Annotated in this window: 9 protein-coding genes; 4 read left to right on the top strand and 5 right to left on the bottom strand. The window is 63.1% G+C overall.

From position 1 onward, the window contains the following. Window positions 1-95: 95 nt before the first annotated feature. On the top strand, window positions 96-1,379 hold the full coding sequence (locus DX905_RS14685; RefSeq protein WP_116092004.1) for a hypothetical protein: 1,284 nt from the start codon (window positions 96-98) through the stop codon (window positions 1,377-1,379). Here DX905_RS14685 and DX905_RS14680 read toward each other — a convergent pair. The 5 genes from DX905_RS14680 to DX905_RS14660 form a co-directional block, all read right to left on the bottom strand. Beyond that, the gene (locus DX905_RS14680; RefSeq protein WP_240320873.1) at window positions 1,376-2,467 is read right to left on the bottom strand and encodes a class I SAM-dependent methyltransferase; all 1,092 of its coding nucleotides are present in this window, start codon (window positions 2,465-2,467) and stop codon (window positions 1,376-1,378) included. The genes DX905_RS14685 and DX905_RS14680 overlap by 4 nt on opposite strands. 84 nt (window positions 2,468-2,551) lie before the next feature. Then, window positions 2,552-3,592: a hypothetical protein gene (locus tag DX905_RS14675; RefSeq protein WP_162875661.1), complete on the bottom strand. Its 1,041-nt coding sequence runs from the start codon at window positions 3,590-3,592 to the stop codon at window positions 2,552-2,554. Between the two features lie 2 nt (window positions 3,593-3,594). Beyond that, a complete protein-coding gene (gene folE / locus DX905_RS14670; protein WP_116092002.1) occupies window positions 3,595-4,197 on the bottom strand; it encodes a GTP cyclohydrolase I FolE in 603 nt (200 codons plus the stop codon). 558 nt (window positions 4,198-4,755) lie between these two features. Beyond that, window positions 4,756-5,763, bottom strand: a complete 1,008-nt coding sequence (locus DX905_RS14665) for a FecR family protein (protein WP_116092001.1) — start codon at window positions 5,761-5,763, stop codon at window positions 4,756-4,758. Beyond that, window positions 5,732-6,472, bottom strand: a complete 741-nt coding sequence (locus DX905_RS14660) for an RNA polymerase sigma factor (protein ID WP_240320872.1) — start codon at window positions 6,470-6,472, stop codon at window positions 5,732-5,734. Before DX905_RS14660 ends, DX905_RS14665 begins: the two co-directional genes overlap by 32 nt. An 80-nt stretch (window positions 6,473-6,552) precedes the next feature. Between DX905_RS14660 and DX905_RS14655 the strand changes: the two genes are divergently transcribed. From DX905_RS14655 to DX905_RS14645, 3 genes are all read left to right on the top strand, one after another. Then, entirely contained in the window at window positions 6,553-7,752 is a 1,200-nt protein-coding gene (locus DX905_RS14655; protein ID WP_116092594.1) for a hypothetical protein, read from the top strand. An 82-nt stretch (window positions 7,753-7,834) separates the two neighbouring features. Beyond that, window positions 7,835-11,047: a TonB-dependent receptor domain-containing protein gene (locus DX905_RS14650; protein ID WP_116091999.1), complete on the top strand. Its 3,213-nt coding sequence runs from the start codon at window positions 7,835-7,837 to the stop codon at window positions 11,045-11,047. A 26-nt stretch (window positions 11,048-11,073) separates the two neighbouring features. Next, window positions 11,074-12,693 carry an alkaline phosphatase D family protein gene (locus DX905_RS14645; RefSeq protein WP_116091998.1) on the top strand — a complete coding sequence of 540 codons (1,620 nt, stop codon included), beginning with the start codon at window positions 11,074-11,076 and terminating at the stop codon, window positions 12,691-12,693. Window positions 12,694-12,697: the final 4 nt, after the last annotated feature.

Genomic DNA, 12,697 nt, shown 5'->3' with positions numbered 1-12,697 from the left:
AAGCTCCTCGGCCGCGTATTCACGTCGCCAGACAGATAAAGGCTAGGCTTCCCTTGGGGATTGCACGGCGAAACACACAGGCGGATTCCGAAGCCTTGCTCGACACCAACATCGCGGAGAGTCAGGCGCCTGGAGCGCTGGAGCTCGATCCTTTCGCCTTCCATCCCGGCGCGGTCAGCCGCATCGCCGGGCTTGGCGGGACGGGACCGGCTCCTACCCCTGAATATGTCTTCCACACCCCTTACGTGGAAGCCGCGGCGGGCAAGGCGATCTTCCATGTGCAGTTCCACGGCCTGACGGCCAAAAGCGGCACGCTCGTACTGCGCGTGCACATGCTGCCGATGGAACCGGGCGGGCGCTCGCGCATGGTGAACAGCCAGCGGGTGGCGCTCAATCGACTTGCTCATCTGGGCGGCGAGATCGCGATCAGCTTCGAAGGCTATCACGATGTCGTATTCGGACTGCTGGCGATCATTTCCGGCGACACCGACGCGGCGGCGACAGGCGTCACTGTCACGCTCGACCGGCCTGCGGATCCGACCCAGCGCCCGGCGCAAGGCGCCGAGGCGCGCGGCACCGCTTATGGCAAGACTCCGCTGACGCCGGCGCCGAGCCTGCTGTCAACGGATGTTCCCACGCTCGCGAACCCAGTGTCGCAGATCGCCACCACCGGGCAATTGCGCGAGTCGATCGCGGGCGGATGGATGTCGCGGCTACGCCCCCAGGGAAAGGCGGGGGTCGAGCATTGGCGGAAGGTCTACACGCTCCAGGTGCTGCGCCGGTATGGAATGCTGGAGCATGGTGCGGTTGGTCTTGGCTTCGAGCCTTCGCCAAGCGGCGTCCCGGCGGCACTCGCAGCGATGCAAACTCGGGTGGTCGCGGCATTTCCGGCGCGTCCCGGCTATCCGCTCAATCCCGATACGTTAAAGCAAGACTTGCGGGGGCGCGCCCCCTGCGACGAACGGGCGTTCGAGGAAAACATCATAGCGCGCATCGCCTCCTGGCGAAATATACCGGAGGACTTGGTCAATTTCGATTTCCTCTGGTCTTCCCATGCCAACGAGCGCCTTTATTCGGTCGCCGCGGCGGCGCAATTCGTCGAGAATGCGATGCGCTGTCTGCGACCGGGCGGACTTGCCGTGCATACGATGAGCTATGATCTCGCGCCTGGCGGCCGCTCGACGCCGTCCAGCGAGCGCGTCCTTCTGCAGCAGAATGACGTAGAGCGCCTCGGGCTGGTGCTGGTGTCGCGCGGCCACGAGGTCGCCCAATTCAAGTTCAGCACTGCCGACGCCATCCTCGCAGACGGCGCGAAACACGGCGTCGCGAGGCGGACGATGGTCGGCCTTATTGCCCGTAAGGCGCGCCTGCCGGATTAGGCCGCCTTGGTCACGACGATGCCCATGCAGGTAGAGATGAAGCCGTCGACACCGACCTTGAGGTGAAGTGGCTCGGCCAGCCAGGAAGCGAGTTGGCTGCCTGTGTCATAGCCCCACGGCGGTAAGTCGATGAAGCGATCAAGCACCTTGCTGCCGGGGTCGAAATCGAATTCCGCGACCTGGTGCCCGTTAGCGCGAAGACGAGCGGCAAGCTCTTCCATATGGCGTTGCTGAAACAGTACCGACGGCCAATTATCGATCGTTGGCCCGTCATTCTCGATGTTGAACTCGGTGGTGTGGACTGCGATGCCACCGGGCTTGATCGTATCAAGCGACCGCTCGATGAATTCCAGCCCCTTGGCGATCGTGCCGAGATGCTCCAGCGCGCAAACCGACCAGCAAAAATCATAGCCGGTGAGGTCATCGGGGATCGCGGTCATGTCGACGGCGCGGAAATCCACCAGCCGATCGAAGTCGGCACGGGCCACCAGCTGCGGATGAAATGCATTGTCCAGCCCGGATGCGTGCTGGTTGGTTTCGATCCAGCCCCGTCCTTCCGCTTCCTCGATCGGCAGATCGGTGACGGTCGAGGCCACGCCGATGGAAGCAAGATAGCTTGATATCGGCTCCGATCCCGATCCGAACCCCAGGCCGCGCATCCCCGCGCGCAGGAAGCCATTCTCGTGGAATGCCTGGAGAATATAGGCCAGCTCCCACAGCTTGCGGTGGAACACGACGGGAATCTTCAGTTGGGCGCACCAATGGGCCGCCCAGTCACTTTCGATGTCCGCCTGCGTCGACAGGCTCGTCTTCAGGCCGACGTGGCGCGCAGCCGTCTCGCCTGGCGGTGGCAGCGCTTCGCCCAACTGCCGTGCCAGTTCATAGCCAAGGCTCTTCACGTTCAGGCTGAGGATGCGGATGTTGCGCACGACCTCGCCCAGATGGTTGAGGTTGGGTTGCGACTGCGGATTGACCATTTCCACGATCAGCCGGAGTTTTTCATAATCTTCGTGGGTGAGCGCGATCGGAGGGGCGATCTCCGGCGCATGCCCCGCCTGCTTGCGGCCCTGCCAGAATTTCCAGTTCATTGAGCTACCTAGCATATCGCGTCGGACGCGATCTTAATCTGATATGGCCGATGCGTGTTGCGGCGCGACCGGGAGGCGCGCCTTTCAGGGCTTCTTCGAAAAAGCGTCGGAATTGATCGTCATGTCGGTTTTGCCGCCAGAGGTGGAGGTCGAACTCAATGGCGCGACGCTGCCTACGATCGCCACCGCCTGCTCGGGATCGAGCATTGCCGTCACGTTGGGATAGGTCTTCACCATCGTCAGATCGAACATGGTCACTGAATAGGATGGCGGACCCTCAATAACCAGTGCGGGAGCAACACTGATTGCGCGGCCGGCATCGTTGAGCGCCACAAAATAGCGATCCGTCGCTCCATCGGGACGATAGACGGCCCATGGGACCTTCGTCTCGGCCCGATCCCGGCAGAAGATCGGCGGTGCCGCCTTCTCCTTTTTCGCCGTGTCGCTGGCGACGGTCGGAAGCATCGCGTTGATCAGCGCCTGGGCCATATCAGGCTTGACCATCCTGGCCTTGCTGAAGCGCAGCGGCGTGCCGCACACCGCAACCGGCACTGCCGCCGGGCCAGCAGGTTGCTTCGCGGGCCAGCGGATATCGCGCAGCACGCCCGACATCGTTTGATCGAGCGTCTCGGCCGACATGCTGCCGGAGGACAGCCGCACGGCGACCAGCCACTCGCCGACCGGCACAAGGGCCAGCGCCGTGGCCGTGAGGTTGCCTCCCTGCAGGGCATAGGTGATGCGGAGGGAATCGTTCGCACCACCCGACCGGATCGCGAATGGGCGGGGCTCGGCCGCGCCAACCGGCGAACCATAGCGTTTATTGGTCAGGATCGCCGTTTGCGACCGGTCGAACCAGACGGGCACGCTATCGAGGCCGGGATGGAACAGATAAATCGTACCGATCGTGTGTTCGGCATTGCCGTAGCTCGCGGCCACATCGGCCTCTTCCGTGCCAAAGTCGCCAATCTCGATCCGCGACATGCCGGCGACCTGCGGCATGAGGATCAGTCCGGTCCGGGCATGCTGCCACCCCGCCGTGACCGGCACTTCGAGTTTGCGCATGTCCGCCCACGCATTGGCGCTCGCCAAAGCGGCAGCAACCAGCGCGATCAGCCGCCACGCCATCATCAATAGCCCATCAGCGCCAGCACCTCGCGGCGGCTGCGTTCGTCATCGCGGAACACGCCCATCATGCGGCTGGTCGTCATCGATACGCCGTGCGTGCGCACGCCGCGCCCGGTCATGCAGCCATGCGATGCCTCGACCACCACCGCCACCCCCTGCGGCTGGAGATGCTCCCAGATACAGTCGGCAACCTGTGCGGTCAGCCGTTCCTGCACCTGCAGCCGGCGGGCAAAGCCGTGGAGCACGCGCGCCAGCTTCGAGATGCCGACGACGCGATGATTGGGCAGGTAGGCGATAGCCGCCTTGCCGATGATCGGCGCCATATGATGCTCGCAATGCGACTGGAACGGTATGTCCTTGAGCAGCACGATCTCGTCATAGCCGCCGACTTCGTCGAACGTACGGGTGAGATGATGGGACGGATCCTCCAAATAGCCGACGCAATATTCCTTCCACGCGCGTGCCACCCGCTTCGGCGTGTCCAGCAAACCTTCGCGGCGGGGATCGTCACCCGCCCAGCGCAGCAAGGTCCTGATAGCGTCCGCCACCTCCGTCGGCACGGGCAGCTTGGACATATCGTCTTCGGGTTCGGTCGTACCGGTCATGCGGGCACTCTTAGTTGACCACAGGCCGAAGGCGATAGCCGAAAGCTTCGCCAATATGCACTTTGCCGGTGTGCGGATTGCGACCCCGCTCTCGGAATTCCGGAACACGCGGCGCCGCGGCAAAGGCAGCCCGCGGCCGGCCGCTTGGTGCCGATATCGGCTTCGATTGCCTGTTCCGACGCGTCCCGAGTCGGCCGCTTCCCCCGCAGATTGAAGGTCCCGCCCAAGCGCGCCCCACACGAAATCAAAAAAAACATCAGATTCGAACTAGATGATTTTACCGATATGGTTCGTTCGGCAGGAAAAGGCGCATATTCGAACCGTTGTGGTAAACTTAGCATTTCCAAGAGCGTCTACGGATCCGACAACGACCGGCGCAAGCCTCGCGCCGCTTCCGGCAATCGTACAAGTTTGTTCCTGTTTTGTCCACATCATTCGGACCGATAATTGCGGCGCCCGGGCTGCCGCCGCCGTCGGGAACAGCCAGCCGGGCGGGTCATCGAGGGTCGCGGTCGTCGCGCTGAGACCGAGATCAGCCAGTCTTTGCCAGCACTGTTTTCAAGTCCTGTTGCGGGACAGTGTGATTACGCCACCTTGCCGTGTTATTCGCGCGTCGAAAATCCGCGCGGCCGCACGGCTGAATCCGAGCGGATCGTTTGCCGCGAACAGACCCGATATCGGTTCGAGCGCCAAATCGGGATCGTGGATCAGAATGCGCGTATCGCTGTAACGGGCAAAGCTGCTCGCGGCCTGCTCGAGCGTGTCCCCTTCAAAGGCAATCTTGCCTTCCCGCCAGGCGAGCTCACGCGTTACGGCGTCGGGTGAGACCGGGACGGGCTGCTCCAGCGGCGTCGCTCGAAGCAGGCTGGTTGGCGCAAGCACCATTTGCATATTGGCGGTGAGAAAAATCGGCGCCGGATCGCGCCAGCGCGCGGGATCGAGCGCGACCGAGCCATCGTGAACGAGGATTTCGATGGGCGCGTTGGGAAGTTTGCGGACTCGGAAGCCCGCGCGCGCCGCATGCAGGCGACGGCCATCGACCTCAACCAGGAAGGAGCGTTGCCGGTCCTGGGCGACGGTGAAGTAAGCCTCGCCATCCAGCAATGTAACATGGCGCTGGCGCGGGTCGTCACCGATCGTGATGCTGCTTTCGGTGTTCAGCATCACCGTCGAGCCGTCCTTCAGGGGAATGAGACGAAGCTCGCCCCGTGCGGTGCTGATGGCGGCGTTCGCGGCCGACATGCTGACACTCCAGGCGACCAAGGAGGCGCCTACCGCGCCGGCGCCGGCCCACGTGAGCATCCGTCGCCGAGATGGTCTTGTGACCGCATCTGATGCGGGTTCGGCGAAGTGATCCGGATCGAAATCCGGTCCCAGTGCCCGGGCCGATTCGCTCATGAGGGCATAAGCCTGCGCGCGCATCAATGCTCCGGCACATCTGCGATCGCCAGCGAGCCACGCCTGCAGCCGATCATTCTCTTCCGCCGTCAGAGGCGCACGATCAAGCCGCGCCGCCCATGCGGACGCCGCTTCGTCAATGCCGCCACTGGCTTCGCGTCTCGACATCTAAAGCGGCGATCTCCACGTCCAACCCTATAGAGGTTCGGGGCTGTTCTGTTCCGCCATCCCTAAACCATGCAACCAGAAAACGAAGACCGCTGGAGATCTGCTTTTCGACGGTATTCTCCGAAATTTGCATCCGCGATGCGATTTCGCGCTGCGACAGGCCTTTCACCCGCCGCAACACGAAGGCTTCGCGCGTCCTGGCGGGCATCGCCGCGATGGCGCGGGCCAATATCCTGAGCTCGTCGCGGTCAATCGCCAGCTGCTCGGGTGAGGCGCCATCGTCTGCATGGTCGAGCTTCGCGATGTCATCGACCGCATGGATCGAGACGATGCGCGCGCGCCGCACATGCTGCGTCACGATCGAACGCGCCACCTGAAACAGATAAGCGCGTGGCGCGCGAATGGCGTGGACCGATTCCATACCGGCGAAGATCGAATAGGCTTCCTGGATCACGTCGTCCGGATCGATCCCGGTATTGGTCATGCGCGACAGCCACGTGCGCAGGCGTGGCTCGTGGGGCAGGATGTTCCGCAAAAACCAATGCGTACGTTCGCGATCAAAAACATGCATGCTGGGCCCGCGGAAGATAAGCGTGGTTCGCAGCGGCACCTTCCCCTGCGCCGAGGCAAGGCAGCGCCGCTGCGTTTCAGTCGGCAAGCTAAGGGCGGAATGTGACAGTCTGACGCATGCGCAGCGCGCGGTCGGCACGCAGCGTCATACGTCCGTCATCTGTCCTGACTAGCGGCCGCTTTTTTCGCACGCGGACGGTAAGGATGCAGATGCCTGTCATGAAACGGCTCTCGCGCTCGGGCGGCATCGCCCTCGTGCTGCTCCTTGCAAGCGGGGCGGCTTCGGCAGAGCCGCTTCCCAGCCTGCCGCTGGCGCAGAATGGGGGCACCTGGGCGTCGGGCCACGTGCAGGGGATCGCCGTCGATCTGAAGGGCGGCTATATCTATTATTCCTTCACCAACCTGCTCACCAAATATGATTTCAGCGGGAAGCTGATCGGGACGTTGGTCGGCTGGAGCGGCCATCTCGGCGATCTCGACTTCAACCCGCAAGACGGCAAGCTCTACGGCTCGCTAGAATATAAAGCGCACCGCGCTTTTTATATCGCGGTGATCGATGTCGGCCGGCTCGACCATGTCGGTACCGAAGAAAGCCAGTCAGACCTGTTCCGCACCGTATATCTGCGCGAAGTCGTCAAAGATTATTCGGCTGACCTGGATGGCGACGGAAAGATCGACGAGGATGACGGGAAATTCCGCGGAGACGCGACCCGTTCGCTGGATCATCGCTATGGCTGCTCGGGCATTGACGGTGTCGCGTTCGGGCCTGCCTTCGGAAAAATCGACGGCATGCGCTACCTGACGGTGGCCTACGGCATTTACGGAAATACGGGGCGCAGCGACAATGATCATCAGGTCCTGCTGCAATATGACATCAGCGATTGGGCACGTTTCGCGCGACCTCTGAACGAAGACACGCCGCATCGGGACGGCCCGCTGCGGGCGCATGGCAAATATTTCGTGCGGACCGGGAATACGAGCTACGGCGTCCAGAATCTCTCGTATGACGACACGCTGCGGCGTTGGTTCATGGGCGTATATCAGGGCAAGAAACCGGCCTTTCCCAACTATCTGTTGTTCGCGGTCGATGCATCGGAGCAACCGCACCGCGGAGATCTGATCGGCGTGCGCGCGGCCACCGGCAAAGGCTGGGAAACTGGCATGCTGCTGCGCCTGGCGGAGGATGGCCTGTCAGATCCAGCGACCGGAATTCGCGGCTGGAACCAGAAAGGCGATGTCGGCTTCCAGCCGGTCGGACGCGGGCTATTCTATCTGTCGGTGAATTCCGGTGCGAAGGGGCACCAATCGGCCGACCTGACGCTCGCGCGCTGGACCGGCGACGCGCAACGGCCATTCGTGCCGGTGCAGTCGGAGGCGATGCCGCGAGCCACCACTGCGCGGTCACCCGATCAAAAATAAGCGATCCGGAATGGCGGAAGCGGGCGGCTGAAACATCTCAAGCCTCGGGGAGCGGCGATCGCCGCTCGAAGAGGGGTCAAAGATGTCCTGCCGTCATATTATCCTGTCCAGCTCCGCCATTGCCGTCGTGGCCGCGCTCGTCACGCCCGCATCCGCGCAAGTGCGTTCGTTCAACATCCCCGCGCAGGACGCGGTGAAAGCGATTCCTGAATTCGCGCGGCAGGGCCAGATCCAAGTCGTCGCCTCGGCGCGCGATCTGTCAGGCGTGAGCACGCATTTGATCAAGGGATCGATGGATACGCGCGAAGCGCTGCGCCTGCTGATCGCGGGCACGCCGCTGAAAGTCGTCAGCGACGACGGCACGGTCGTAACGCTTCGTTCCGAGCGCGCATCCGTAGGCGGCGACCGCGCGCGCACCGGCGGCACCGGCACCATCCGCGGACAGGTAGTCAACAGCGTCACCGGCCAATATCTGCGCAATGCGGAGGTCCGCCTCGATGGCTCGACCAGCATCACATATACGGATGAAAGCGGGCGCTTCAGCATCACCGACGTCCCGGCGGGCAGCGCCGTCATCGTGGTGCGCTATACCGGCCTGGAGGATGTGCGGACCACCGCCGATGTCGTCGCCGGGCAGGCGGCGACGATCGAGGCCGATATGAAACCCCTGGCCTTCGGCGCCGAGGGCGACGATCATCAGGAGGTCACGGTCGTGGGCGCGCGCGGCGGCCAGGCAGCTGCGCTGATGAAGCGGCGTTCCGCCTTGAACGCGGTCACCGCCGTCGATGCCGACAATTTCGGCGCGCTGACGATGGGCGACGTGGGCGAGTTCCTCAAGAACATGCCCGGCATCTCGCTCGACTATGTCGAGGTCGACACCAACGCCGTGCGCATCGGCGGCCTCGATCCAAAATATTCGATCTTCACGCTGGACGGCGCGCGCATGGCGACGGCGACGTCGAACAACAATGCCGGCCGCCAGAATTCGTTCGAGCAGATGTCGATCACGGGTATCTCGCGGATCGAACTCAACAATACGCTGACCGCCGGAATGGATGCGGATGCACCGGGCGGCTCGGTCAATCTGGTCAGCAAATATGCCTTCGAGCGGAAACGGAGCCTGCTCCAGCTTCAGGTCGGCGGGATCGGCACGTCGGATTCGCATTTCGGCAAGATCTACGCGCCCGACGACAAGAAGCATTCCACCGTCTTTCCGTCCGCGCAGGCCAGCTTTGCCGATGTCTTCCTGGACGGACGCCTCGGCGTTGCCCTGAGTGCCAGCTACAATGCCAATTATGTCGAACAAGACCGGGTCCAGACCGATTGGTCCTACCTGACCAACGGCACCGTCATTCCCTATCGCGTGATGTGGCGGCCGGGGCCGAAGTTCACGCATCGCGAGGCGGTCAATGCCGCGATCGATTATAAGTTCTCCAACAACCTCGCCTTGTCGCTGCGCGGCAGCTATTCTTTTTACGACGTCGAATATTTCAACCAATATACCTATCTGACCTTCGGCACGACGACGAAAAGCTACGCCACGCCGGATTCGACGCCGACGCATATCGTCGTGAACGCGAGCGGCACCAACACCAACGTCAACACCCAATATTCACATCGCTATGCCGGTACGCCGGCCGCGATCCTGTTGCCCAAGCTCGAATATCAGGATGACCGGTGGAACGTGGTTCTGCGCGGCTCTTATTCGAGTTCGGAATATAATTTCCGGGACGGCAGCAAGGGCTTCTTCCAGCGCGACGACACCAACGATTCCGGCATCGGCTTCACGCTGGATCGCGACGCGTCGACCTCTCCGGCCTATATGCTGACGCAGACCGCAGGTCCGAACTGGAGCGATCCGGCGAACTGGAAAACCGTCAGCAACAGCGTCCGCACCGCCGAGTCCAATGCGGTCGACCACCAATATAGCGGCAATCTCGACATCCGCCGGAAGTTCGAGGTCGGCGCGCTCCGGTTGACGGCCCTGGCAGGCGGCCAGATCCGCACGAACAACTGGCACACCAACGAGGGCTCGTACGATCTCTTCAACTATGTCGGCCCGCAGGCGGGATCGATCATCCCGGCCAATCAGAATTACCAGTTCAAGATAATCGGCTTCGATGCGGGCAATATAAACGCCCAGCATTGGCGCTCCGACAGCAATTACGCGACCTGGACGCTGTATCAGCAGCACCCCGAATATTTCGTGGCCGACACGGTCGGCAACCTGCAGCGTGACTATCTCAACGACAAGCAGGTCAAGGAGCGGGTTACCGCCGGCTATGGCGAGTTGCAGGGTCAGCTGGGCAAGCTCAAGCTGGATCTCGGCCTGCGCTACGAAGCAACCCACGAGGGCGCGCTGATCGCGCAGGCGCGCCCGGCGAGCGAGGTCCTTGCCGCCGGATATAAGGCCGGAACGGTCGATTACGTGAAATATCAATATCATAACGGCGAGCAGCTGTGGAAGACCGGCAATTATGACGATTGGTTCCTGAGCGGTGGCGTCAAATATGACTTCAACCGCCATCTGGTTGCGCAGTTTGCCTTCAGCCAATCGGTGCTGCGTCCCGATTACGGCAATCTGGGCGGTGCCATTTCGGTCAACGACAGCACCCAGATTGTGACCGTCCCCAACCCGCTGCTCAAGCCCGAGCACTCGACGAAATATTATGCCAGCCTGCAATATTATCTGGAGCCGGCGGGAATCATCGGGGTGTCGGTCTATCGCCTGGACGTCAAGGACATGCAGGTCACCGGCATCACCATCGATCCGGCAGATGCAGGCTATAACCAGAGCGATTACAGCGGTTACACGTTCGTCAGCACGATCAACCAGCCGGGGGTCAGCAAGACCAATGGGCTGACGGTGGAATATGACCAGCAGCTCGTCTTCCTGCCCGGCATCCTCAAGGGCTTCGGGCTGCGCGGCTCGGCAACGCTCGTGGATCCAGACGGCGTGCGGGTCAGCCTGCCAAAATATTCAGCGAACTGGGGCGTGCGCTACGCGCGCGGCCCGATCGACTTCCAGCTGACGGGCAATTTCCAATCCAAATATCGGACCAGCGCGCTCAGCAATACGCCGACGACCGCGAACAACGGCATCCTGTACCACACGGATCGCACGCTGTGGAATATCAGCGCGACCTACAAGGCGTCGAAGAACCTGTCGTTCCAGATTGCCGGCCGCAACATCTTCAACGCGCCGGACATCATCTATTCGAACGTGCGTGCGCGGGTTCAGCAATACAGCATCTACGGTTCGATGTGGAACGTCGCACTCAAGGCGACCTTCTAACCCCGCTTCATCCACGGAGATTCACCATGATCGATATCGATCGGCGACGCCTTGTCGTTGGCAGCGCGCTCGGCATCGGCGCGCTGCTGCTCCCGGCGGGGGCCGGGCTCGCGCAGGCGCTCACCGCCCGCGGCTTCACGCACAATGTCGCGAGCGGCGAGCCCGGCACCGATTCCATGCTGCTGTGGACGCGCTATGTGGCCGGCGCGGTCGACGGCGAGGCCCGCCTCCAGGCCGAGGTCGCGCTGGATCCCGCCTTCACGCGCATCGTCGCCGGTGGCACCGAACGCACCGGGGCCTATCGCGACTGGACCGTCAAGATCACGGTCGACGGGCTTAAGCCCGGCACGACCTATTATTATCGCTTCGTCGCGCCGGACGGCAGCATGTCGCCGGTCGGCCGGACCAAGACCCTGCCGGAGGGCGATGTCCGCCGCTTCGGCGTCGCGGTCTTCTCCTGCTCCAACATGCCGCTCGGCTGGTTCAACGCCTACGGCCATGCCGCCGCGCGTCCGGACCTCGACCTGTGGATGCATGTCGGCGACTATCTCTACGAATATGGCGCCGATCATGAGGGCGACCGTCAGGTCCCGGGGCGCATCGTGACGCCGGCCACCGAGATGATCGCGATCGCCGATTACCGGCTGCGCTATGCCTGTTACCGCGCCGACCCGGATCTGCAGCGGCTGCACCAGATGGCGCCGGTGGTCGCGATGTGGGACGATCATGAATCCGCCAACGACAGCTGGGAGGGCGGCGCGCAGAACCATCAGCCCGCCAAGGAGGGCGATTGGAATCCGCGCCGCGCCGCCGCGATGCAGGTCTATCGCGAGTGGATGCCCGTCTCCGAGGAACCGTGGAAGGCCTATCAGATCGGCAGCCTGGCGACCTTGTACCGCACCGAGTCCCGGCTGCTCGCGCGCACGCACCAGGCGGACCTCGGCCCGGTCTATGGCGCGCCCGACGAGGATGTCGCCATTGCCGCTTTCCGCGACGGGGCATGGCACGACCCATCGGCGACGATGCTTGGGACCGCCCAGGAGAGCTGGCTGTTTCACGGCTTCAGGGGCCAGGCGGGAAAGACCGCGTGGCAGATGGTCGGCATGGGAACGATCATGGGCCGCACCCGCATGCCGGCGGATGCGGTCAGCTGGCTTCGCCCCGACGTCACCCCAAAGAAGGCCCTGTCGTACCGCAATGACGTCCGCGCTGCGGCGCTCGGGCTGCCGATGTGGATGGACCGCTGGGACGGCTATCCCGCCGCGCGCGCGCGGCTCCTGACCGCCGCCCAGCATGCCGACACGGATCTCGTGATGCTCAGTGGCGACAGCCATAATGCCTGGGCCTATTCGCTGGTGGAGGACGGCCGCCCTGCCGGCGTCGAATTTGCCGGCCATGGCGTGACGTCGAGCGGGATCGAGAAGGATATGGCGGCGGACCCAAGGACGGTCGCGCGCGGCTTCGTCGAGGGCAATCCCGAGCTGAAATGGGCCGACACCAGCCAGCGCGGTTACATGATGATCGACGTCACACCGGCGCGCGTGACGGGCGAATGGCTGTTCATGCAGACGGTCGCGACACGCAACCTCGGACTTGCCGGGTCGCATCGAATGGAGGTTCAGCGAGGGCGCAAGGCGTTCAGCTGATCAG

The sequence above is a fragment of the Sphingomonas crusticola genome, assembly GCF_003391115.1.
In the GTDB taxonomy this organism is placed as follows: Bacteria; Pseudomonadota; Alphaproteobacteria; order Sphingomonadales; family Sphingomonadaceae; genus Sphingomonas_I; species Sphingomonas_I crusticola.
The sequence above is the reverse complement of the archived record's forward strand: the minus strand, read 5'-3'. Positions and strand labels throughout refer to the sequence as shown.